Source organism: Allobosea sp. P1_A7, assembly GCF_056406775.1.
Genome location: NZ_JBFTZN010000076.1, coordinates 1 through 22,245 on the forward strand (window position 1 = coordinate 1; position 22,245 = coordinate 22,245).

The following is a 22,245-nucleotide window of genomic DNA, read 5'->3' on the forward strand; positions in this document are numbered from 1 at the left end:
CTCTATGGCGGCACCGAGACGCTGCTGAAGAACCAGATGGGCGCCTTCGGGGTGACGCCCTTCGGCTTCACCGACGGCGTCGATGTCGCGCAGATGCGTGCGACCGCCAAGGCCGCCGCCGCCAAGGGGCGCGTCGGGATGATCCTGGTCGAGACGCCGGCCAACCCGACCAATGGGCTGGTCGATCTCGCAGCCTGCGCGATGATCGCCGACGAGCTCGAGAAGTCGCAGGGGCATCGCCCGCCCGTGGTGGTCGACAACACCATGCTCGGCCCGAAATTCCAGAAGCCGCTGCAGCATGGCGCCGATCTCTCGCTGCTGTCGCTCACCAAATATGTCGGCGGGCATAGCGATCTCGTCGGCGGCTCGATCAGCGGCAAGGATGCGCTCGTCCGCCAGGTCAAGGGCTGGCGCTCGTCGCTCGGCACGCAGCTTGATCCGAATTCCTGCTGGATGCTGATGCGTTCGCTGGAGACGCTCGACATCCGCATGAGCCGCGCCAACGAGAACGCCCGACTTGTGGCGGAGTATCTCGCGAGCCATCCCAAGGTTGCCAAGCTGCATTACCTTGGCGATCTGAAGGATGGCGATCCGCGCAAGCCGGTCTTCGACAAGCAATGCTCGGCGCCGGGCTCGACCTTCTCCTTCGACGTCAAGGGTGGCGAGAAGGAAGCGTTCGCGCTGCTCGACAATCTTCAGATCATGAAGCTCGCGGTCAGCCTCGGCGGCACGGAGACGCTCGTCTCGCATCCCGCCGCGATGACCCATTCGGGGGTCGCCCGCGAATTGCGGGAGGAGATCGGGCTCACCGATGCCCTGATCCGGATCTCGGTCGGCATCGAGAATATCGAGGACCTGATCTCGGATCTGGCGCAGGCCTTCGAGGCGGTCTGATCTGGAGCATCATGGCCGGTCTCGAACCGGCCATCCCTGCTTGCCAAATTGCGAGCATGCCGCGGCTGATTTGGCAGCATGCCGAGCGCGCCTAGACGCCCACTCTTCCCCAGCCCGGCAGCTTCAGCGCCGGCTGGCGGATGTCGAAGCCGGTGACGAGCCCAAGCAGATTGACCTCGACGCCTTCGACCCAGGCCAGCGTGATGCCGGCGACCCCGAAGAGCGAGACCTGGATGCCGGTGCGGCTCGGCGCCATGCCGAGGAACAGGCCGTCATCGCGCCAGTCCTTCCCGATCGCGGTCGGCGGCAGCGCGTGGGCGAGTTCGGGAATCTCGGCGAGCACGTGCTGCACGAAGCTGTTCGAATTGGGCCCCGGCCAGGYGGAATAGCTGCCTGACGTGCTATAGGCATAGCTCTGCACGGCCGCGCGAATGCGCGGAATCAGCGCCTCGGCGGCGGCGCCCTTCACCTCCGTCACCAGCTCCGGCACGTTGCCGAACCAGCGGCCATCGGCCTCGCGATGGTTGATGCGCACAGGATTGCCCCAGCCGACGACATCGAAGCGTGTATAGGCGCTCGCGCCCGCCTCCTTGACCACCAGCCAGGAATGATGCGCGAAGATCCCGCGCCAGCGCCCGACGCGGGCAGCGAAGACATGGATCGTCGCTTCGGGCACGGTTGCTGCGGCCGGCAGGAGCCTGGCGCTGGACCAGTCCGCCCGGCGCCAGTCGGCCGCGAGCGGCTGCAATTGCCACCAGGCCGCATGCGTCGCGACGGGCAGCAGGAAAAGGACGACAAAGAGAGCCAGGACGCGGCGCAGATGATGCATCGCAGGACGATAGTGAGCCCGATTGCGGCATCGCAAGAAAAGACACTGCGACATGACTTCACGAAAAGGTGGTTGAGGCTTGGCGGCAAGCTGATAGCGTGCCGCGCGCCGGGTGGAGATTCACCCGCTAAGGAGGGGCAGATTGGGTTCATCGGTACGGGGGCTGAAGGGCCTTGCGACAGCCATTGCGCTTGGATGGGCGCTGGTTTCGGGCACGGCCGCTAGCGCGCAGGACAAGCAGCTGCGCATTTTCAACTGGTCGGACTATGTCGATCCGGAGGTGCTTGATGCCTTCAAGAAGGAAACCGGCATCACAGTCGTCTACGACACCTTCGACCAGATGGAGACGGTCGAGACCAAGTTGCTCGCGGGCAAGACCGGCTATGACCTGATCGTGGTCACGGCCTCGTTTCTGCCGCGCCATATCCCGCTCAATCTCTACTCGCCGATCGATACGGCCAAGGTTCCGAACCTGAAGAACGCCTGGCCCGAGATTCAGCAACGGCTCTCGAAATATGATCCCGGCAACAAGTTTGCCGTGAACTACATGTGGGGCACGACCGGCATCGGCTACAACGTCGCCAAGATCAAGGAGCGGCTCGGCCCCGATGCAGTGATCGATTCCTGGCGCATCCTGTTCGAACCCGACCAGCTCAAGAAGCTCTCGAATTGCGGCGTGCACGTCCTCGATGCGGTCGAGGAGATGTTCCCGGCGGCGCTGCGCTATCTCGGCCTGAACCCGGATTCGAAGAACGAAGCGGATCTGAACAAGGCCGGCGAATTGCTGCGCAAGATCCGCCCGCACATCCAGAAATTCCATTCCTCGGAATACATCAACGCTCTCGCCAATGGCGATATCTGCCTCGCGGTCGGCTATTCCGGCGACATCCTGCAGGCGAAGAAGCGGGCGGAAGAGGCCAAGAACAAGGTCGAGATCGCCTATTCCATCCCGAAGGAAGGCGCGCTGATGTGGTTCGATTCCTTCGTCATTCCGAAGGATGCCGCCAATCCGGATGCCGCGCTGAAGTTCATAGATTTCGTCAACCGGCCCGAGATGGCGGCGAAGAATTCCGACTTCATCCAGTATGCCAATGGCAATATCGCCTCGAAGCCGCTGCTTTCGGCGGCAGTGCGCGACAATCCCGGCATCTATCCCTCGGAGGCGGTGATGAGCCGGCTCTACACGATCACTCCCTACGATCAGAAGAGCCAGAGGGTGGTCAACCGGCTCTGGACCCGCATCAAGACCGGCAAATGAACGCGCGTGATGCCGGGGCTGCGGCTCCGCTCCGGGCGAAGCGCAAGGCTTCGCCCGGCAGCGTTCGCCGGGCCTTCCAGCCATGGAATGACCCAGCGGCGGAGCCGCTGGTGGTCTTCCGCAATGTCACCAAGCGCTTCGACACGGTGACGGCGGTCGACGACCTGTCGCTCGCGCTCTACCCGCGCGAATTCTTCGCGCTGCTCGGCGCGTCAGGCTGCGGCAAGACCACGCTGATGCGGATGCTGGCAGGGTTCGAGCAGCCGGATGCCGGCGAGATCCTGCTCGATGGCGTCGACATCACCGCCGTGCCGCCGCATCGCCGGCCGATCAACATGATGTTCCAGTCCTATGCGCTGTTTCCGCATCTCAACGTCGGCGACAACATCGCCTATGGCCTGAGACGGGAAGGGCTGCCGCGCGAGGAGATCTCGCGGCGCGTCGCCGAGATGCTGGCTCTGGTCAAGCTCGACGGGCTCGGGAAGCGTCGCCCGGACCAGCTGTCCGGCGGCCAGCGCCAGCGCGTCGCATTGGCACGCTCGCTCGCCAAACGTCCGAAGCTCCTGCTGCTCGACGAGCCGATGGCGGCGCTCGATCGCAAGCTGCGCGAGTCGACTCAGTTCGAGCTGATGGATCTGCAGAGCGAACTCGGCCTCACCTTCATGGTCGTCACACACGACCAGGACGAGGCGATGACCATGGCCGACCGCATGGCGGTGATGAACCATGGCCGGCTCGTTCAGATTGGTCCGCCTGATGAGATCTACGAGGCGCCGACCAGCCGCTACGTCGCGGAATTCGTCGGAGACATCAACATCCTCGAAGGTCGTGTGACATCCGTCGCCGGCGAGATCGTGAGGGTCGAGACGGCGATGGCCGGCGCGGTCGAGCTCGACGAGGAGACGGCCTCGCTTGCCACGGGAGAGACGATCTTCGTGGGCCTCAGGCCCGAAAAGATCACGCTCAGCCATGACGAGCCGGTGCAGGCGGTCAACAAGGTCGCCGGCGAGATCTGGGATATCGGCTATCTCGGCGATTTCACCATGGTGCAGGTCATGGTCGGCGGCGATGACGGGCAATTGCTCAAGGTTGCGCTTGCGAACCGCACCCGCCGGATCGAGCGTCCCTTCGCCTGGGAGGACAGGGTCTGGCTCTCCTGGGATGTAGAGGCCGGGCTGGTCCTGCCGCCATGAGGACGGGGAATGCTTCGGCGCGCCGGCTCGGCCGCCTGGTCGTGGCCGTACCCTATCTCTGGCTGCTGCTGTTCTTCCTGGCACCCTTTGCGATCGTCCTGCGCATGGCGTTCTCGGACGCCGCGACCGATCTGCCGCCCTATGCGCCGCATTTCCAGGGCTTCTCCCAGCTCGGCGAGTTCATTGCTGCGCTGGACCTCGAGAACTTCAAGCTCCTTGGTGACGACCCGCTCTACTGGCAGAGCTATCTTTACTCCCTGCGTATCGCCGCGCTGACGACGCTGATCGCGCTCGCGATCGGCTATCCCCTGGCCTATGCGATGGCGAGTGCGCCGAGGCGCTGGCAGGGCATCCTGCTGGTGCTGGTCATCCTGCCGTTCTGGACCTCCTTCCTGATCCGCGTCTACGCCTGGATCGGAATCCTGCGGCCTGAGGGGCTGCTCGACATGGTCCTGATGGGCATGGGTGTGACGATAGAGCCGCTGCGGTTGCTCAACACGGAAGCCGCCGTGCTGATCGGCATGGTCTATTCCTACCTGCCCTTCATGGTGCTGCCGCTCTTCGCGACGCTGCAGAAGCTCGATCGCTCGCTGCTGGAGGCTGCCGCCGATCTCGGTGCCCCGGCATCGACCGCCTTCGCGACGGTGACGCTGCCCCTGTCCATCCCCGGCATCCTGGCGGGTTCGGCGCTCGTCTTCATTCCGGCGGTCGGCGAGTTCGTCATTCCCGATCTGCTCGGCGGCCCCGATACCGTGATGATCGGCAAGGCGCTCTGGAGCGAATTCTTCTCGAACCGCGACTGGCCGCTTGCCTCCGCCGTCGCGGTCGTCCTGCTGTTCGTGCTGGTCGCGCCGCTCGCCTTGCTGCAGCGGGCGCGGCTGACGCGGGGAGGGGCGGCATGAAGCGGCTCGGTCCCGGTTTGATCATGGCGCTGGTGGCGGGCTTCGCCTTTCTCTACCTGCCGATCCTCGCGCTCATCGCCTATTCCTTCAATGCCTCCCGGCTGGTGACAGTCTGGGGCGGGTTCTCGACGCATTGGTATGGCGCGTTGATGGCGAACGAGCCCTTGCTCACCGCAGCTTGGCTCAGCATCCGTCTCGCCTTCGTCTCGGCGACAGTCGCCACCGCGCTCGGGACGTTGGCCGCGCTGGCGCTCGCACGCTATGGCGCCTTTCGCGGGCGCACCCTGTTCTCCGGCATGGTGCTGGCGCCGCTGGTGATGCCGGAGGTGATCACCGGCCTGTCGCTGTTGCTGCTCTTCGTCTCGGCGCAGGTGGAGCGCGGCTTCTGGACCGTCACGATCGCCCACGCCACCTTCAGCCTCGGCTTCGCCTGCATTGTCGTGCAGTCGCGGCTCGCCGGCTTCGACCGCTCGCTGGAGGAAGCGGCGCGCGATCTCGGCGCCACTCCTGTCGTCACCTTCTGGACCGTGACCCTGCCGCTGATCTGGCCGGCGGTCGCCGCCGCCTGGATGCTCGCCTTCACGCTCTCGCTCGACGATCTCGTGATTGCGAGCTTCACGACCGGTCCGGGCGCGACGACCCTGCCGATGCGGCTCTATTCCGCAGTCAGGCTGGGCGTCTCGCCTGAGATCAATGCGGCCTGCACGATCATGATCGGCGCCGTCGCGCTCGTCGTCATCGCGGCCTCGCTGCTCCTGAAGCGCGATCAATTGGCCAGCGCTTGAACGGCTGGTGAATGGCCCCCTCAAGCGCCGTTCAGCCGGAACCTGCGAATGTCGGTGTCAGGCAAGGGGATCGCCCGGGCCGCCAAACAGGATCAGGACCATGTTCCGCAAACTCGCCTCAGCCGGCCTCGCGACCTTCATCATCGGCGCTGCGACCCTGGGCGCGGCAAGCCTCGCGGGGACGGGCTCCGCCGCAGCCTTTGACGGCCGCTGGGACCGCTATCAGGAGCGCCCGGCCTATGGCTGGCGCCCGGCCCCGCCCGCGTTCCACGGCTATTGGGGACAGCGTCAGTGGCGCCGCTTCGGCGAGGACGACCGGCGCTATGCCCGCCCCCGTCACTACGAGAGCTACGGCTACGGCTGGCGTTGATCTCGTGTAGCGATTGCTGGTGATCCTCACGCGGGCGCGGCTCTTCCAGCCGCGCCCGTCTGCTATTCCGCAGCGGTGCGCTGGCTGTAGCCGAGCCGCTGGTTGAGTTCCTCGAGCAGCTTCTCGGCCGCATCGGCGATCACGGTCCCCGGCGGGAATATCGCGCTCGCACCGGCTTCGATCAGCGCCTCGAAATCCTGGGGCGGGATCACGCCGCCAACGACGATCATGATGTCGGGCCGGCCGGCCTTGCCCAGGGCCGCCTTCAGTTCGGGCACCAGCGTCAGATGCCCCGCCGCCAGCGAGGAGACGCCGACGATATGGACGTCGTTCTCCACGGCCTGCCGCGCCGCCTCGTCCGGCGTCGCGAAAAGCGGTCCGATATCGACGTCGAAACCGAGATCGGCAAAGGCCGAAGCGATCACCTTCTGACCGCGGTCATGCCCGTCCTGGCCCATCTTGGCGACGAGGATGCGCGGCCGGCGACCATCGGCCTCCTCGAAGGCTTCAGTCATCATCTGCACGCGCGTCACCGCCGGATTTTCCATGCCGACCTCCCGCTTGTAGATGCCGGAAATCGACTTGATCTCGGCCCGGTGCCGCCCGAAGACTGTCTCCATCGCCATGGAAATCTCGCCGACCGTCGCCTTGGCGCGGGCCGCCTTGACCGCGAGATCGAGCAGATTGGCGTCGCCGGCGGCGCCATGGGTGAGCGCCGTCAGCGCCGCTTGCATCTCGACCTCGTTTCGCTCGGCCTTGAGACGACGGAGCTTGTCGAGCTGCTGGGTGCGAACCGAGGCATTGTCGACCTTGAGCACGTCGATCGAGGCCTCGTTCTCCGGCTTGAAGATATTGACCCCGATGATCGCCTGCTGCTTGCCGTCGATGCGCGCCTGGGTCTTGGCGGCTGCTTCCTCGATGCGCAGCTTCGGAATGCCGGCCTCGATCGCCTTGGCCATGCCGCCGAGCGCCTCGACCTCCTGGAYATGGGCCCAGGCCTTGGCCGCGAGTTCGGCGGTGAGCCGCTCGACATAGTAGGAACCGCCCCAGGGATCGATGATCCGGCTCGTGCCGCTCTCCTGCTGCAGCAGGATCTGGGTGTTGCGGGCGATCCGGGCCGAAAAGTCGGTCGGCAGCGCCAGCGCTTCGTCGAGCGCATTGGTGTGGAGCGACTGGGTGTGGCCCTGCGTCGCCGCCATCGCTTCGATCATCGTGCGCGGCACGTTGTTGAACACATCCTGCGCGGTCAGGGACCAGCCGGAGGTCTGGCAATGCGTGCGCAGCGGCAGCGATTTTTCGTTCTGGGCGCCGAAATCCTTGACGAGCTTGGCCCAGATCAGCCTGGCCGCGCGCAGTTTCGCCACTTCCATGAAGAAGTTTATGCCGATGGCCCAGAAGAAGGAGAGCCGCGGCGCGAAGACATCGACGCCGAGACCGGCCTGCTGCCCGGCGCGGATATACTCGACGCCATCGGCAAGCGTGTAGGCGAGCTCCAGGTCCTGCGTCGCTCCCGCCTCCTGCATGTGATAGCCGGAGATCGAGATCGAGTTGAATTTCGGCATGTTCGCCGAGGTATAGGCGAAGATGTCGCCGATGATCCGCATCGAGGGCGAGGGCGGATAGATATAGGTGTTGCGGACCATGAACTCCTTGAGGATGTCGTTCTGAATGGTTCCCGAGAGTTTGGCCGCCGGCACGCCCTGTTCCTCGGCCGCGACGATATAGAGCGCGAGAACCGGCAGGACCGCGCCGTTCATCGTCATCGACACGCTCATCTGATCGAGCGGGATGCCGGAGAACAGCGTGCGCATGTCGTAGATCGAGTCGATCGCGACGCCTGCCATGCCGACATCGCCGCCGACGCGCGGATGGTCGCTGTCATAACCGCGGTGGGTCGCGAGATCGAAGGCGACCGAGAGCCCCTTCTGCCCGGCGGCGAGATTGCGCCGGTAGAAGGCGTTCGAATCCTCCGCCGTGGAGAAGCCGGCATATTGCCGGATCGTCCAGGGCTGGTTCACATACATGGTCGGGTAGGGGCCGCGCAGATAGGGCGGCAGGCCCGGCAGGCTGTCGACGAAGCCAAGCCCGTCGCGGTCGGCCGCGGTATAGACGGGTTTGACCGGGATGCCCTCCGGCGTCAGCCAGAGCTCGGCTGCCGCAGCCGGGAGCAGTGCCGCTGCCGGGGCGTGATCGTCGAAGGCGAGCGTCGTGAAGTCCGGGATCGCGGTCATGGCTTACTCCCGTCGGTCCTGTCCCACCAATGGTGGAAATGATGCACCGGTCCATGGCCATGGCCAACCGGAACCTGATCGGCGGCCGCGATGGCCGCCGAGATATAGGTCTTTGCCTGGCCGACCGCTTCAGACAGCGCCAATCCCTTGGCGAGGCCGGACGCGATCGCCGAGGACAATGTGCAGCCGGTGCCATGGGTGTTGCGCGTCTCATGGCGCGGCGCGCTGAAGCGCTGGCGCTGGCCGCCAGCCAGGAGCAACAGATCCGTGCTGGTCTCGCCGCTGCCATGCCCGCCCTTCAGCAGCACGTTCGCGGCGCCGAAGCCGATCAGCCTCTCGGCCTGTTCGTCGATCGCCGCTTCGCTTGTCGCCATCGCGGTGCCGAGCAGCGCCGCTGCTTCCGGCAGGTTGGGCGTGACCAGCGTCGCGAGCGGGAAGAGCAGGCGTCGGATGGCGTCAACGGCCTTGTCCTCGAGGAGACGAGCCCCTGAAGCCGCGACCATGACCGGGTCGAGCACGATGTTGCGGGCCTTGTGCCGCACCAGGCCCGCGGCAACCGTCTCGATCAGCTCGGCTGTGGCGAGCATTCCGATCTTCACCGCCGCCACGTCGAGATCGGAAAAGACGGCGTCGATCTGCCGGGCGACGAAACCGGCCGGCACGGCGTGGATGGCGGTGACGCCCATGGTGTTCTGCGCGGTCAGCGCGACGATGACGCTGGCGCCATAGACCTGATGCGCCGCAAAAGTCTTGAGATCTGCTTGAATTCCGGCGCCGCCGCTGGAATCGGAGCCGGCAATGGTGAGGGCGATGGGCGTCAAGGCACTGCTCTCCGTGTCAGGCAGCCGCGATCGCCTGCGCCTGTTCAAGCGCGGCGACGACATCGGCTCCCGCAAAAACGAACGAGGCCACACCGACCTGGTTCAACGCATGCTCCATTTCACCGGGCTTGCCGGCGAGCCAGACCGTTGCGCCCTGGGCGCGCAGTGCCTGCGAAGCGGCAACTGCCTCGGAGGCATAGCCGGCATCCGAGCCGCAGAGGCAGGCGAGGCGCGCACCCGAGGCCTGATAGGCCGCAACAAGTGCCGGAATGTCGGTCCCGCCATTGCCGGGGAAGCCGTCATGGCCGGGAGCCGAGAGGCCTCCGGCCTCGAACAGGTTCCGCGCGAAGCCGGCGCGCGCCGTGAAGTCGGCGACAGGCCCCAGCGTCGCGAGGAAGACGGTCGGGCGCTTGCCGCGCTCTTGCGTTAGCGCATCCGCCTTGTCGCGCAGGGCCTCGAACGCCTCGGCAAGCCGCACAGAGGGTAGGGCTTCGACCTTCAGCCCATCCTGTTCGGGAGCCGTTGCCGCATCCGCGCGCGTCGCACCCGTTGCGAGCTGGCTGATCAACGCCGCCTGGTCCTGATCGGCCGTTCTGGTCGTCGATGGCGAGGAGCGTGTCCGCTTGACCGGCGCAATCTCGAGCACCTTGACCGGAGCTTCCGCGAGATTCGGGAACTCGCTGGTTCCCGTGATCGGCTCGCGGCGGGTCGCGATCGCCTTGGCGCGGATATCGCGCTGGCGGGCAAGACCCTGCTGAACATGTCCGTTGGCCAGTGCCGCGACGATGCCGGGTCGGCCGTCACTGGCTTCGCGCTCCAGATCCTGCATTTTGGTCCAGGCCTGCTCGCATAGCGCCTGGGTCAGAGCCTCGAAACCGCCGGCCCCAGCGGCGGGGTCGGCGACGCGCCAGAGATTGGCCTCCTCCAGTAGGACGAGTTGGGTGTTGCGGGCGACGCGGCGGGCAAAGGCATCGGGCAAGCCGAGCGCGGCGGTGAATGGCAGGACGGTGAGAGAGTCCGCCCCGCCAATGCCGGCCGAGAAGGTCGCGACCGTCGCACGCAGCAGATTGACCCAGGGGTCGCGCCGGGTCAGCGAGCGCCATGCCGTCTCGGCGTTCAGCGCCATGGGCTTGAGATCAAGCCCGCAGGCCTGCTGCACGCGCTGCCAGAGCCGCCGAGCAGCGCGGAACTTCGCGATGGTCATGAACTCGTCGGTATCGGCGACGAGAACGAAGGATATGGCGTCGCGGGCCTGATCGAGCGGCATGCCGCCGGCTTCCAGCGCGCGCAGATAGGCGATCGCGGTCGCCATGACTGCGCCGAGTTCCTGCGCCTCGGTCGCGCCAGCCTCCTGATAGGGGCGTGCATCGGCCGTGAGGAAGGGGCCCGCAAATCCGCGCGCCTTCAGGGCCTCGATGGTCTCGACAAGGCGGCGGCCGATTTCGGGCCATGAAGCCGCGAACACGCCCTGGCTGGCGAGGATGCCGATCGGGTCGAGCCCGAAGTCGATTGTCGTCGTCGCGGGGTCTATTCCACGACGTTCGACAAGCGCGGCAAGCAGGAGCGCATTGATGCGTCCGCCCGCCGCGGGGTCGATCCTCAGGCTGATCAGGTCGAGCATCACGCCGTCGAGCGCGGCATCCAACGTGGCGACATCATCGGCGACCAGCCCATAGCCGCGGGCTGCGCGAGCGCCGGCAAAGCTCAGAACGAGCGCATCAGCGCCGCCTTCGAGATCGGCGAGCGCAAGGTCGCGGGCTTCTGCCGGGGACGGATGGTCGACCCGCGCGCTGACCTGCCAGCGCCCGGCCTGCGAGCGCGCCGGCCGTGCCTGCGGGCTGGCCGCAGCATAGAGCGGCTCGATCCGGATGCCGTCGGCCGTCCGTCCGACGAGGCGCTTCTCGAAATCGGCACCCTTCAGAACCTTGTCGACGGCCGCGCGCCACTGCGCCTGGTCGGGCAGCGGAAAGGCCTCCATGAAGGGCAGATCGGATGTCGAGGCCGAGTTCATGCGCGCCGGTCTCCCTGCTTGCGGCATGCTGCAATTGCGAATGCGTGATGCCACGTGCGCAGACGCACCGCCATCCCTACTTCGTCCAACGCCGCGTGCGCAAACCCCCGACCGAATCGAAAACGCCGCCCGTTGCCAGGCGGCGCTTGATCCTCAAGCCGGAATGGCGATCAGACGAACTGGCCGAGGCCGGGAATCGCTCCGACGATCGCGCCCATCGCATCTTCGCCGGCCTTTTCGCGGCCGACCGCGAACATCTCCTTGGACACGCTCTGGATCTGGCCCATCGAGAGCCCGGCGCCCATCAACTGCCCGCCGAGCGCCATGACGCCGCCGCCACCGCCCATCAGGCCGCCGACCATGCCCATCAGGCCGCCCTTGCCGCCATTGGCGGAATCGGCGAGCTCCTGTGCGCCGGGCAGGGCGTACATCAACTGCTCGATCTCGGTGGCCGGGCCTTCCTTCTGCAGGAAGGCGAGGATGATGCCGATCGCCTTGCGGGCGAGGCCTTCATCGAGACCGGAAGCCGCCACGATGCGGGAGATCAGTTCATCCATCGGTTTGTCCTCTTCAACGGGTCGGCCTGCGCCGCTCGGCGATAGTTTACATATTTACGATCTGAATCAAACAGGGTTCAGGCTTCCGCCGGTCGGCCCGTTTCGCTACACCCATCGCCTGACGCTTCGACAACAGCATAGGCGAATCTCATGGCGGATGACGGCACGATTCTGATCGGCAAGAGCTGGAAGCCCGAATCGCTCCTGCTCAAGCTTGCCAATCGTCATGGCCTGATCACCGGCGCAACCGGCACCGGCAAGACGGTGACATTGCAGGTTCTGGCCGAAGGCTTTGCGCGCCACGGCGTTCCCGTCTTTGCAGCCGACATCAAGGGCGATTTGTCCGGTGTTGCCGCGCCGGGCGATTCGAAGCCACCCTTCCTCAAGCGCGCCGAGGAGATCGGCGTGACGTACCAGCCCGACCAGTTCACCACCGTATTCTGGGACGTGTTCGGCGAGCAGGGTCACCCTGTCCGCGCCACCATCTCGGAAATGGGGCCGCTGCTGCTCTCGCGCCTGCTTGATCTCAACGACACGCAGGAAGGCGTGCTCAACATCGCCTTCCGCATCGCCGACGAACAGAAGCTGCTGCTGCTTGACCTCAAGGACCTGCGCGCGATCCTCGCCTTCATCGCCGAGAACGCGCAGTCGCTGACGACGAAATACGGCAATGTTACCGCGCAGTCGGTCGGGACGATCCAGCGCGCCTTGCTGGTGCTGGAAAACCAGAAGGGCGATCTGTTCTTCGGCGAGCCGGCGCTCGATATCAACGACCTGATGCAGACAGACCGCGACGGGCGCGGCATCATCAACATGCTCGCGGCCGACAAGCTGATGGCCAATCCGCGGCTCTATGCCACCTTCCTGCTCTGGCTGCTCTCGGAGCTGTTCGAGCAGCTGCCGGAGGTCGGCGATCTCGACAAGCCGAAGTTGGTCTTCTTCTTCGACGAGGCGCATCTGCTCTTCAACGGCGCGCCGAAGGCGTTGCTGACGGCGGTCGAGCAGGTCGTCAGGCTGATCCGCTCGAAAGGTGTGGGCGTCTATTTCGTCACGCAGAACCCGCTCGATATCCCCGATACGGTTCTGGCCCAGCTCGGCAACCGCGTGCAGCACGCGCTGCGCGCCTTCACGCCGCGGGATCAGAAGGCGGTCAAGGCGGCCGCCGAAACCTTCCGCCAGAACCCCAAGTTCAAGACCGAGGAAGCGATCACCCAGCTTGCGGTCGGCGAGGCGCTGACCTCGACGCTGGAGGGCAAGGGCACGCCGACCATGGTCGAGCGCACGCTGATCGCCCCGCCCATGGCACAGGTCGGTCCGGTTTCGCCGCAGGAACGCGCCCAGTGCATGCGCGATTCCGGCTTTGCCGGGAAATACGACACCATGATCGACCGCGAGTCGGCCTATGAAGAGCTGATGAAGCGCAAGGGCCTGAACGCCGACGGCTCGCCGGTCGAGGCATCGACTGGCGGCGGCGGCATCATGGATACGATCGGTGGCTGGCTCGGCGACGCCGTCGGGAATGGCGAGCGGCCGAAGACCGGTCCGGGCAGCCGTGGCGGGCGGCTGCCGCCCAGCATGACGGAAAAGATCATTACGTCGGCAGCCCGTTCGGCCGCCTCGACGATGGGGCGTCAGATCGGCTCGGCGATCCTGCGTGGAGTACTCGGCTCGATGATGGGCGGGCGCAAATAGCCGGCGACGCGGGGCAGCCATGCCGGCTGGCCTGCTGGCGCCGGCCCTGTGGCTTGTCATGATGATGCAACCTAAAATCCGCTCATGCCCTGAGCCCATAGTGAGATCGAGCGACATGCCCAAGCTTCCTGCGATTCTCTCCCGCCTCGATGCCGAACTGGATGCCTCGCTGGCCCGGTTGGCGTCGTGGATCGCGATTCCGTCGATCGCCACCGATCCGGCCTATGCCGCCGATAGCCGCCGCGCCGCGGAATGGCTGCGGGACGATCTTGAATCGCTCGGCTTCAAGGCCTCGCTGCGCGAAACGCCCGGCCAGCCGATCGTCGTCGGCCATCGGCCCAAGCCTGGCGCGCCGCATGTGCTGTTCTATGGCCATTACGACGTCCAGCCAGTCGACCCTTTGAACCTGTGGGAGAGCGACCCGTTCAAGCCCGTGGTCAAGGAGATCGCGCCCGGCCGCAAGGTCATCACGGGGCGCGGAGCCTGTGACGACAAGGGCCAGGTGATGACCTTCATCGAGGCCTTGCGGGCGACGCTGAAGGAAACCGGCGACCTGCCGGTCGGCATCACCATCCTGGTGGAGGGCGAGGAGGAGTCCGGCTCTCCGAATCTGCCGCCCTTCGTCTCGGCGAATGCCAAGGAGCTGAAGGCCGATGTGGCGCTGATCTGCGACACCGGCATGTGGGACCGGGAAACGCCGGCCATCACCGCCTCGCTGCGCGGGTTGGTCTATCAAGAGGTGACGATCACCTGCGCCGACCGCGACCTGCATTCGGGCCTGTTCGGTGGCGCTGCCGCCAATCCGATCCATGTGCTCTCGCGCATCGTCGCGGCGCTCCACGACGAGACCGGGCGGGTCACCATTCCCGGCTTCTATGACGGGGTCGAGGAACCGACCGCCGAGCAGAAGGCGGATTGGCAGGGGCTCGGCCTGACCGAAGCGGAATTCCTCGGGGGGATCGGCCTGAAGCACTCGATCGGGGAGAAGGGCCGGATGCTGATCGAGCAGATCCAGTCGCGCCCGACCTGCGACGTCAACGGCATCTGGGGCGGCTATATCGGCGAAGGCACCAAGACGGTGATCGCGGCCAAGGCTTCGGCCAAGATCTCCTTCCGCCTCGTCGGCAAGCAGGATCCGCAGAAGATCGCGGCCGCCTTCCAGGCCTTTGTGCGGGCGCGACTGCCGGCGGATGTCACGGCCGAGTTCGTAGCGCATGGCGCCTCGCCGGCGATCGCCGTTCCCGTCGATTCGCCGGCCCTGCTCAAGGCGCAGGCCGCGCTGACCGAGGAATGGGGCCGCAAGGCGGTGACCATCGGCTCGGGTGGCTCGATCCCGGTCGCCGGCGACTTCAAGCGCACGCTCGGCATGGACACTCTGCTCGTCGGCTTCGGTCTCGATGATGACCGCGTTCACTCGCCGAACGAGAAATACGACCTCTCTTCCTTCCACAAGGGCCAGCGTTCCTGGGCCCGCATCCTGCAGGCGCTGGGCGCATGAAATCGGTTTGTATCTTTTGCGGCTCCAACCCGGGCAATGACGAGGTCTACGCCGCCGGCGCCCGGGCCATGGGCGCCGAGATCGCCAGGCGCGGGCTGACGCTCGTCTATGGCGGCGGTGCTGTCGGTCTCATGGGCACCGTTGCCAATGCGGCGCTCGCGGCCGGAGGCGAGGTCCACGGCATCATCCCGCGCGCGCTCCGCGAAAAGGAGATCGGCCATAATGGGCTGACCCGGCTCGAAGTGGTCGACACCATGCACACGCGCAAGGCGAGGATGGCCGAACTCTCGGATGGCTTCATCGCGATGCCGGGCGGCATTGGCACCTTCGAGGAGATTTTCGAGATCTGGACCTGGGGCCAGCTCGGCATTCACACCAAACCACTCGGCTTCCTGAATATCGGCGGCTTCTACGATCCGCTCGCAACCTTCCTCGACAACACCGTCGAGGCGGGCTTCCTGAAGCAGAACCACCGCGCAATGGCCATGACGGATACCGAGCCGGCGACCCTGCTCGAAAGGATGGATCAATATGTTCCGTCCGCGACGTTCAAATGGGTGGAGAAGGAGGAGACCTGAGTCTCCTTCAACCGCCGCGCTTCTCCGTGGTCTGCCCTCTGCAGCCCGGCTCGGGCGTTATCGGGATCGCCAAGCCACTGCGATGCCGGCTTTCGCCGGCCGGGTTGTGAACCTCACGCGTCGCGCGGCCCTGCCGACGCGAGCGGACGGAGTTCCCCCGCCTGAGCCGCCGGGTTCGGCTCAGCGGCTGAACCACCAGCTATAGCTGGCGCGTGGCGCGACCGGAGCGTCCTGGCGCCCGCCTTCGCCAAGCGCCAGAAGCCGGCCGCTGGCCTCGGTGATCCAGGAGCGGTGCTCGCTGATCGGCGTAATGGCGGTGAAACCGCCGCAAATCCGTCTGACGCGCGAATTCAGCGGGCCGCTCGACCAGCTGACGATGCCGACCAGATCCCGCGAGGCCGCCGAGCCGCGCAGGACGGGGCCGCCGGAATCGCCACGGCAGGCACCCGCGCCAGGCGTCTCGCCCAGTGCCTGCGTGTCGACCGCGACCTTCACCGTGTTCGACGTCGTGTAGTTTCCGGCATTGACGAGTGGCGTCTCGCGCAGCCGCCGCGCGGTGCGCTTGTTGTTCTCGGACGAGAGGCCATAGCCTGCCATCGTCACGGTCTCGCCCTGCCAGAGACCGCTGCCCAGCGAGAGTGGTTCGATATCGGCGGGAAGGGGAGAGGCGAGCCTGAGAACGGCGAGATCGGTCCCGGGCTGGGTGCGCGGCGTGGTGCCGGGAACGAAGCTCGGATGCGGCAGGACCCCGATCACCGGGTGGCTGCGCTCGCGAAAGCGCGTATCCAGGCTCACCACACGGACGGCCCCACCGCCCATCAGGCAGTGCGCCGCGGTCAGGACGAGTTCAGGCGCGATCGCCGCGCCGGAACAGAGCTCGCCGCGGCTGGTCTCGACCCTGACCGTCCACGYGCGCGGGCCATCGAGCCCTCGCGAAGGAGCGCCACCGACGACGGCAGCTGCCGGGGAGGCTGCCGCGCAAAGTGCTGCGGCAAGGGCAAGGATCGGAGCACGAGACATCATGAAGCAACCGCCGGATTCACATTGCCACTCTATGGCCTGTTTCGAGCCAGTCCAGTGTTTCGATCAGCGACCGGTTGTCCAGGATGCGCTCTCGCCCCATTGCGACAAGGTGCGRTCGATCCAGTTTCGCTGCGGCGCGACGAGAACGCCCTGGCTGAGCAGGCCGCAATTCCTGCCCTTCGGACCAGTGGACCAGCTTGTCACCGCGATAACGCCGTCACTGCCCTGCCAGATCGGGCCGCCGGAATCGCCCTGGCAGGCGCCGGCGCCGGGACGACYGCCCGCACCAGCAGGATCTGCCGCCCAGAGCAGGATCTTGCCTGGTCCATAGGGCTCGACCGTCGCCAGAGTGGCGGAGCGGTAGGTGCCGGTGGTGCGGGCCTCTCCCTCCCGGGAGACCCCATAGCCCGCAAGCGTTATCTCCGAACCGGCGCGCGGCAGGCCGCCGTCGATCAAGGCAGCGGGCGAGAAGCGCGACGGGAGCGGTGCGGAGAGGCGCACCAGGGCGAGATCAATCGAGCGGCGCCGCGCCGTGATCGCCTTCGCATCGAAGCCGGGATGGAACGAGACCGTGGCAGGGGCGATCAGCACCGGTTCGCCGCTGCCGTCCTTCCAGTGGATGCGCAGCTCGACGCCGCCGTCGGCGCAATGGGCCGCGGTCAGGATCGTTCGCGGTGACAGGACGATCCCGGAGCAGACGCCGCCGCGCGCATTGAGAACCATCAGCGTCGACGCGGCAGACGGTCCGCCGTCGCGTCCGCCGAGCACGGCCAGGGCCGGCGTTGCCGCCAGAATCGCTGCGAGCGCGAGCCCGCCAGGGCCAATCGAACCTCTGACGCTCATCTGATCTCCTCTCCTCGTGTGCTGGGAGCGATAGCGCGTCGAACCGCAAAATTGAACCTGCAATCGGAGCCGGCGGCTGACGCTGGAGGGGCTTTTTCGTCAGGCCAGCCAGCGGCGCGCGCGGCCCGCGGGACGCGGAAATGCCGGACTCCGCGAGACGGGCGTCTGCAAACCGAGATTGAGATCGTCTATGCATAAATCCGCAAGGTTGTGGGCAAGGGACAGGAATGGCGTGGACGGCTGGCGGTGCACTGGCATATCCTGACGATACGCGAGCCGCCCATTCATGGCGTGTTCAGTTGCTCGGGATTAGCGAATGTCGATGATGCCCGTCGAAACGATCTTCGCCCTGACACTGCTTGCCCAGCCCCTCCCGATTGTCACGATCGACAGCCAGGAGCCCATCTCCTGCCTGTCGGCGGACGAGATGCGCGAGGCGGTGTCGGATGGGCGGGTGATCCAGCCGGCCCAGGCCTCCAGGCATGCGCGCAACGCCGCGCCGGGCGAGGTCGTCCGTATCAGGCTGTGTCGCCAGGGCGATGAATTCGTCTATGTTGTAACGACGTTGAAGCGCGACGGTCGCGTGGCCCGGGTGACGCTCGAGGGCCAGTCCGGCAAGGTCTCAACCATTCGCTGAGCGGCAGCCTTCAGGCGAAGGCATCCGGCCCCGGGACATCAAGACAGGAGTGAGCCGACGTGAGACTGCTCGTCGTCGAGGACGACAAGGACCTCAATCGCCAGATCGTGACCGCGCTGGAGAATGCCGGCTACGCCGTCGACAAGGCGTTCGACGGTGAGGAAGGCCTCTATCTCGGAGAGACCGAACCCTATGACGCAGTGATCCTCGATCTCGGCCTGCCGAAGGTCGACGGCGTGACTGTGCTCCAGGGCTGGCGCCGAGCCGAGAAGACCATGCCGGTGCTGATCCTGACCGCACGGGATCGCTGGAGCGACAAGGTCTCGGGCTTCGATGCGGGCGCCGACGACTATGTCGTCAAGCCGTTCCATATCGAGGAGCTGCTGGCCCGCGTCCGGGCACTGCTGCGCCGCGCGGCCGGCCATGCCACCTCGGAGCTGACCTGCGGCCCGGTGCGGCTCGACACACGCGCCAGCCGGGTCGTCGTCGACGGCAATCCGGTCAAGCTCACCTCGCACGAGTACCGACTGCTGGCCTATCTGATGCATCATCAGGGGCGTGTCGTCTCGCGTACCGAGCTGGTCGAGCATCTCTACGATCAGGATTTCGACCGGGACTCCAACACCATCGAGGTTTTCGTCGGCCGCCTCCGCAAGAAGCTCGGCGTCGAGATCATCGAGACCGTCCGTGGGCTTGGCTACATCGCCGCTGCGCCTGCCAAGGTCTGACGACCGTCCATGCCGGGCAAATCGCATCGCTATTCGCTCGGCGCTCGCCTCTTCCTGTCGGCGGCCGTGTGCTGCGCGCTGGKGCTGGCGCTCGCCGGGTTCGGCCTGACGACATTCTACCGCCGCTCGGCCGAGCGCGGCTTCGACGAGCGGCTCAGCGTCTACATCAAGGAACTGGTCGCGGATCTCGCCGCGCCGCCGGAAACCGAACGCCAGGCGATCGGTGATCTCGGCGAGCCGCGTTTCGATCTGCCGCTATCGGGCTGGTACTGGCAGATCGTCAGGCTCGACGGCGAGAAGGCCGTGGTGCGCACCTCGCGCTCCCTCGTCGGCGGGCAGTTGCCGAAGCTTCTCGACCAGCAGCTGACACCGAATGCGCGCGGCTTGCGTGAGAGCTATGTCTCGGGTCCGGATGAGAGAGGTCTGCGCATCATCGAGCGTGAGATCGATGTCGGCGAGGATGGCCGCTTCATCGTCGGCGTCGCGGCCCCCGCCGACGAGATCGAAGGCGACATTCGCGATTTCCGCCTGGCGCTGACGCTGACCTTCCTGCTGCTCGGGCTCGCGCTCGTGGCTTCGACCTTGATCCAGGTTCGCTTCGGCCTGCGCCCCCTCGTCAGGCTTGGGACAGCGGTCGGCTCGGTGCGAACCGGCGAGGCCGCCCGGATCGCCGGAAAATACCCGCCTGATCTTGCGCCACTGGCTGGCGAGCTCAATCAGCTCATCGACGCCAACCGCGAAATCCTGGAACGGGCCCGGACTCAGGTCGGAAATCTCGCCCACGCCCTGAAGACGCCGCTCAGCGTGATGCTGAACGAAGCCGAGGCAAGCGACCCGCATCTGCCGCAGACGGTGCGGAACCAGGCGGCGATCATGCGCGACCAGGTGCAGTATTATCTCGACCGCGCACGGGCGGCTGCACTCTCCGGCGCGCTCGGCAGCGTCAGCGAGGTTGCGCCCTCGCTCGACGCGCTGATCCGCACCTTCGCCAAGATATCGCAGGGGCGCGGCATCACCGGCATGCACCACGTCCCGCCCCATGTCCGCTTTCGCGGCGAGCGGCAGGATCTGGAGGAAATGCTCGGCAATCTGCTCGACAACGCGTTCAAATGGGCGCGTTCGACGGTCGAGGTGAGCCTGGCCCCCGAAGCCGAAGAGGGGCGGATCGCGCTGCTGATCGACGATGATGGTCCCGGGCTGCCGTCCGAGGCCGTGCTCGACGTGCTCAAGCGCGGCCGTAGGCTCGACGAGACGACGCCGGGCTCCGGCCTCGGGCTCTCGATCGTGGTCGATCTCGCCAAGCTCTATGGCGGCGAGCTCACGCTCGAGCGCTCGCGCCTCGGTGGCCTGCGGGCGCGCCTGCTGCTTCCTTCGGTCTGACGGTGCCGACGTGACCCTTTGTCGCCATCGGCAGACATGATACGGCGTCAGCGATTGGCTATGAACGCGACATGCTGATCTGGATCATCTTTGCGGCAATGACGGCGGCGGCGGTTTTCGCCTTGCTCTGGCCCCTTGGGCGCGGAGACGCGAACGCGTTTGCCGAGGTCACCGACGCAAAGAGTCTCTATCGCTCCCAGCTTGCCGAGATCGACCGCGATTTTGGCCGCGGGCTGATCGGCGGCACCGAGGCGGACGCTGCACGCGCCGAGGCCGGGCGCAGGCTGCTGCGTGCGGCGGACGGGGAGGCTGTCCCCACGGGAGACAGCGAGCCTGCGCTGCGTCGGCGGCGTGCAGCCTCGGCGATCGCACTGTCCTGCGTGCCGCTCTTTGCCCTTCTGCTCTATGGCGCCCAGGGCTCGCCCGAGCGACCGGATCAGCCGCTCTCGGCGCGGCTGAAATCGGACCCTTCTCAGGATTTTGCGCTCGCGGTCAGCCGCATCGAGGCCCATCTGGCGGCCAACCCCGGCGACGCGCGGGGCTGGTCCGTCGTGGCGCCGGTCTATTTGCGCCAGGGTCGTTACGACGAGGCGGCGCGGGCCTTCGCGGCGGCGCTGGAGCATGGCGGAGCCAATGCCGAATTGCTGGCCGGCCTTGGCGAGGCGCGTGCGCTTGCCGCAGGCGGCGTGGTGACGGCTGAAGCGCGCCAGCCCCTGACCGAAGCGGTCAAGCTCGATGGCGGCAATGCCCGGGCCCGCTTCTTCCTGGCGATTGCCAAGGAGCAGGACGGCGACAGTGCCGGCGCGATTGCGGATCTGCGCGCTCTGCTCGCCGATGCTCCAGCTGATGCGACCTGGGTCGGGACGGTGCGCCTGCGCCTGGAGGGGCTGGAGGCCGCACCGTCCACCGGCGCCTCGATCGCGGCGTTGCCGCCGGGCGAGCAGCAGCTCGCGATCCGGGGCATGGTCGATGGTCTTGCCGAGCGCCTCAAGATGGGCGGCGGCACCTTCGCCGAATGGACGCGACTGATCCGTTCGCAGGTCGTGCTCGGCGACAAGCCTGCAGCACGAGAGGCGATCATCGCGGCCCGCCAGCGCTTCGCCGATGATGGTGCGGCGCTTGGCCAGCTTGATGCCCTGGCCGGAGAACTCGGATTGCGGGAGCCCGCGCCATGACCGCCACAGAACCGTCGCGAGTCTTGGCGCCGCGCCGCGGGATGAGCCGCAAGCAACGTCGCCTTGCCCTGATCGGAGCGGCAGGCGCAGTCCTGTGCCTTGCCGCCGGCCTCGTGCTCTTCGCCATGCGCGATTCGATCGTCTTCTTCTACGGACCGACGGAAATCGCCGAAAAGGGGCTGCAGCCCGGCACGCGCATGCGGCTCGGCGGCCTCGTCGAGACGGGGTCCGTGTCTCGCGGGCCTGGCCAGCGCGTGACTTTCGCCATTACCGACAGCAAGACCACTGTCCAGGTGAGCTATGATGGCCTCCTGCCGGATCTCTTCCGCGAAGGGCAGGGCGTCGTCACGGAAGGCGTGCTTGAGGCCGCAGGCCGGTTCCGAGCGGATTCGGTTCTCGCCAAGCATGACGAAACCTACATGCCGCGCGAAGTCGCGGACGCACTGAAGAAGCAAGGCCATTGGCAGCCCGGCGACGCCGGTGCGCAGAAGCCGCAGCGGTGAGGGCAGGATGATCGTCGAGATCGGACATTTCGCGCTCGCGCTGGCGCTGGGTGTCGCCGTCGTCCAGGCGCTCGTCCCACTCTGGGGCGTCTCGCGGCGGGATGCCGCCTTGGCTTCGGTCGGCCCGACGGCGGCGGTGACCTGCTTCCTGCTGGTCGCCTTCTCCTTCATTGCGCTCGTCGTGTCCTATGTGCGCTCGGATTTTTCGGTCGAGAACGTCGTCGCCAATTCGCATTCGGCCCAGCCGCTGATCTACAAGGTGACGTCGACCTGGGGCAATCACGAAGGCTCCATGCTGCTCTGGGTGCTGATCCTGACGCTGTTCGGTGCGCTGGTC

At 66.5% G+C, this 22,245-nt stretch carries 20 protein-coding genes and 3 pseudogenes; 16 read left to right on the forward strand and 7 right to left on the reverse strand.

Going from position 1 to position 22,245, the window contains the following annotated elements; genetic code table 11:
• Positions 1 to 894 (forward strand): PLP-dependent transferase (locus tag AC1D34_RS15190; protein ID WP_476824650.1); only part of this gene is annotated, 894 nt, incomplete at its 5' end.
• 91 nt (positions 895 to 985) lie between these two features.
• Here the strand turns inward: AC1D34_RS15190 and AC1D34_RS15195 are convergent.
• Positions 986 to 1,723: a DUF3750 domain-containing protein gene (locus AC1D34_RS15195; RefSeq protein ID WP_476824651.1), complete on the reverse strand. Its 738-nt coding sequence runs from the start codon at positions 1,721 to 1,723 to the stop codon at positions 986 to 988.
• Between the two features lie 142 nt (positions 1,724 to 1,865).
• Here AC1D34_RS15195 and AC1D34_RS15200 point away from each other — a divergent pair, with 142 nt between their 5' ends.
• The 5 genes from AC1D34_RS15200 (at position 1,866) to AC1D34_RS15220 (ending at position 6,231) form a co-directional block, all read left to right on the forward strand.
• Complete coding sequence (locus AC1D34_RS15200; RefSeq protein ID WP_476769290.1) at positions 1,866 to 2,981, forward strand: polyamine ABC transporter substrate-binding protein; 1,116 nt, start codon at positions 1,866 to 1,868, stop codon at positions 2,979 to 2,981.
• Positions 2,978 to 4,174: an ABC transporter ATP-binding protein gene (locus AC1D34_RS15205; protein ID WP_476769291.1), complete on the forward strand. Its 1,197-nt coding sequence runs from the start codon at positions 2,978 to 2,980 to the stop codon at positions 4,172 to 4,174. Before AC1D34_RS15200 ends, AC1D34_RS15205 begins: the two co-directional genes overlap by 4 nt.
• Positions 4,175 to 4,215: 41 nt before the next feature.
• Positions 4,216 to 5,076, forward strand: a complete 861-nt coding sequence (locus tag AC1D34_RS15210; protein ID WP_476824662.1) for an ABC transporter permease — start codon at positions 4,216 to 4,218, stop codon at positions 5,074 to 5,076.
• Entirely contained in the window at positions 5,073 to 5,861 is a 789-nt protein-coding gene (locus tag AC1D34_RS15215; protein WP_476824652.1) for an ABC transporter permease, read from the forward strand. Before AC1D34_RS15210 ends, AC1D34_RS15215 begins: the two co-directional genes overlap by 4 nt.
• Before the next feature lie 100 nt (positions 5,862 to 5,961).
• Positions 5,962 to 6,231, forward strand: coding sequence for a hypothetical protein (locus tag AC1D34_RS15220; RefSeq protein ID WP_069877276.1), 270 nt, complete (start codon positions 5,962 to 5,964; stop codon positions 6,229 to 6,231).
• 62 nt (positions 6,232 to 6,293) lie between these two features.
• Here AC1D34_RS15220 and scpA read toward each other — a convergent pair whose 3' ends face one another.
• From scpA to AC1D34_RS15240, 4 genes are all read right to left on the reverse strand, one after another.
• The gene (gene scpA, locus AC1D34_RS15225; protein ID WP_476824653.1) at positions 6,294 to 8,462 is read right to left on the reverse strand and encodes a methylmalonyl-CoA mutase; all 2,169 of its coding nucleotides are present in this window, start codon (positions 8,460 to 8,462) and stop codon (positions 6,294 to 6,296) included.
• Positions 8,459 to 9,283 (reverse strand): bifunctional hydroxymethylpyrimidine kinase/phosphomethylpyrimidine kinase, encoded by an 825-nt coding sequence (gene thiD, locus AC1D34_RS15230; RefSeq protein WP_476824654.1) that lies wholly within the window; start codon positions 9,281 to 9,283, stop codon positions 8,459 to 8,461. The genes scpA and thiD overlap by 4 nt, the downstream gene beginning before the upstream one ends.
• Positions 9,284 to 9,299: 16 nt before the next feature.
• Positions 9,300 to 11,294 carry a methylmalonyl-CoA mutase family protein gene (locus tag AC1D34_RS15235; protein ID WP_476824655.1) on the reverse strand — a complete coding sequence of 665 codons (1,995 nt, stop codon included), beginning with the start codon at positions 11,292 to 11,294 and terminating at the stop codon, positions 9,300 to 9,302.
• Between the two features lie 170 nt (positions 11,295 to 11,464).
• Positions 11,465 to 11,851, reverse strand: a complete 387-nt coding sequence (locus tag AC1D34_RS15240) for a DUF2267 domain-containing protein (RefSeq protein ID WP_476824656.1) — start codon at positions 11,849 to 11,851, stop codon at positions 11,465 to 11,467.
• Between the two features lie 150 nt (positions 11,852 to 12,001).
• Between AC1D34_RS15240 and AC1D34_RS15245 the strand changes: the two genes are divergently transcribed.
• The 3 genes from AC1D34_RS15245 (at position 12,002) to AC1D34_RS15255 (ending at position 15,619) form a co-directional block, all read left to right on the forward strand.
• The gene (locus AC1D34_RS15245) at positions 12,002 to 13,543 is read left to right on the forward strand and encodes a helicase HerA-like domain-containing protein (RefSeq protein ID WP_476824657.1); all 1,542 of its coding nucleotides are present in this window, start codon (positions 12,002 to 12,004) and stop codon (positions 13,541 to 13,543) included.
• A gap of 115 nt (positions 13,544 to 13,658) precedes the next feature.
• Positions 13,659 to 15,041, forward strand: coding sequence for a dipeptidase (locus tag AC1D34_RS15250; RefSeq protein ID WP_476824658.1), 1,383 nt, complete (start codon positions 13,659 to 13,661; stop codon positions 15,039 to 15,041).
• Positions 15,038 to 15,619, forward strand: a complete 582-nt coding sequence (locus tag AC1D34_RS15255) for an LOG family protein (protein WP_069877270.1) — start codon at positions 15,038 to 15,040, stop codon at positions 15,617 to 15,619. Before AC1D34_RS15250 ends, AC1D34_RS15255 begins: the two co-directional genes overlap by 4 nt.
• A gap of 180 nt (positions 15,620 to 15,799) precedes the next feature.
• On the opposite strand, the gene AC1D34_RS15260 is transcribed toward AC1D34_RS15255, so the two are convergent.
• Complete coding sequence (locus AC1D34_RS15260; protein WP_476824659.1) at positions 15,800 to 16,642, reverse strand: S1 family peptidase; 843 nt, start codon at positions 16,640 to 16,642, stop codon at positions 15,800 to 15,802.
• A gap of 63 nt (positions 16,643 to 16,705) precedes the next feature.
• Positions 16,706 to 17,485 carry a S1 family peptidase gene (locus tag AC1D34_RS15265; protein ID WP_476824660.1) on the reverse strand — a complete coding sequence of 260 codons (780 nt, stop codon included), beginning with the start codon at positions 17,483 to 17,485 and terminating at the stop codon, positions 16,706 to 16,708.
• A 316-nt stretch (positions 17,486 to 17,801) separates the two neighbouring features.
• Here AC1D34_RS15265 and AC1D34_RS15270 point away from each other — a divergent pair, with 316 nt between their 5' ends.
• The 7 genes and pseudogenes from AC1D34_RS15270 to AC1D34_RS15300 all read left to right on the forward strand — a co-directional run.
• Entirely contained in the window at positions 17,802 to 18,122 is a 321-nt protein-coding gene (locus AC1D34_RS15270) for a PepSY domain-containing protein (protein WP_441489143.1), read from the forward strand.
• A 59-nt stretch (positions 18,123 to 18,181) separates the two neighbouring features.
• On the forward strand, positions 18,182 to 18,850 hold the full coding sequence (locus tag AC1D34_RS15275; protein ID WP_043241156.1) for a response regulator transcription factor: 669 nt from the start codon (positions 18,182 to 18,184) through the stop codon (positions 18,848 to 18,850).
• Positions 18,851 to 18,859: 9 nt separating this feature from the next.
• The gene (locus AC1D34_RS15280; protein WP_476824661.1) at positions 18,860 to 20,230 is read left to right on the forward strand and encodes an ATP-binding protein; all 1,371 of its coding nucleotides are present in this window, start codon (positions 18,860 to 18,862) and stop codon (positions 20,228 to 20,230) included.
• A 98-nt stretch (positions 20,231 to 20,328) separates the two neighbouring features.
• Positions 20,329 to 20,598: pseudogene (gene ccmI / locus AC1D34_RS15285) on the forward strand (c-type cytochrome biogenesis protein CcmI); the annotation flags it as partial.
• Positions 20,599 to 20,691: 93 nt separating this feature from the next.
• A pseudogene (locus AC1D34_RS15290) lies at positions 20,692 to 21,405 on the forward strand (tetratricopeptide repeat protein); the annotation flags it as partial.
• Between the two features lie 41 nt (positions 21,406 to 21,446).
• On the forward strand, positions 21,447 to 21,908 hold the full coding sequence (gene ccmE / locus AC1D34_RS15295; RefSeq protein ID WP_441489234.1) for a cytochrome c maturation protein CcmE: 462 nt from the start codon (positions 21,447 to 21,449) through the stop codon (positions 21,906 to 21,908).
• A 7-nt stretch (positions 21,909 to 21,915) separates the two neighbouring features.
• Positions 21,916 to 22,245 (forward strand): annotated as a pseudogene (locus tag AC1D34_RS15300) (heme lyase NrfEFG subunit NrfE); the annotation flags it as partial.

What these genes read in the sequence shown, in the direction of transcription:
- AC1D34_RS15205 (WP_476769291.1), top strand. Translation starts at nt 2,978, where the DNA reads ATGAACGCGCGTGATGCCGGGGCTGCGGCTCCGCTCCGGGCGAAGCGC.
- AC1D34_RS15220 (WP_069877276.1), top strand. Translation starts at nt 5,962, where the DNA reads ATGTTCCGCAAACTCGCCTCAGCCGGCCTCGCGACCTTCATCATCGGC.
- ccmE (WP_441489234.1), top strand. Translation starts at nt 21,447, where the DNA reads ATGAGCCGCAAGCAACGTCGCCTTGCCCTGATCGGAGCGGCAGGCGCA.
- AC1D34_RS15245 (WP_476824657.1), top strand. Translation starts at nt 12,002, where the DNA reads ATGGCGGATGACGGCACGATTCTGATCGGCAAGAGCTGGAAGCCCGAA.
- AC1D34_RS15215 (WP_476824652.1), top strand. Translation starts at nt 5,073, where the DNA reads ATGAAGCGGCTCGGTCCCGGTTTGATCATGGCGCTGGTGGCGGGCTTC.
- AC1D34_RS15235 (WP_476824655.1), bottom strand. Translation starts at nt 11,294, where the DNA reads ATGAACTCGGCCTCGACATCCGATCTGCCCTTCATGGAGGCCTTTCCG.
- AC1D34_RS15250 (WP_476824658.1), top strand. Translation starts at nt 13,659, where the DNA reads ATGCCCAAGCTTCCTGCGATTCTCTCCCGCCTCGATGCCGAACTGGAT.
- AC1D34_RS15270 (WP_441489143.1), top strand. Translation starts at nt 17,802, where the DNA reads ATGTCGATGATGCCCGTCGAAACGATCTTCGCCCTGACACTGCTTGCC.
- AC1D34_RS15255 (WP_069877270.1), top strand. Translation starts at nt 15,038, where the DNA reads ATGAAATCGGTTTGTATCTTTTGCGGCTCCAACCCGGGCAATGACGAG.
- AC1D34_RS15240 (WP_476824656.1), bottom strand. Translation starts at nt 11,851, where the DNA reads ATGGATGAACTGATCTCCCGCATCGTGGCGGCTTCCGGTCTCGATGAA.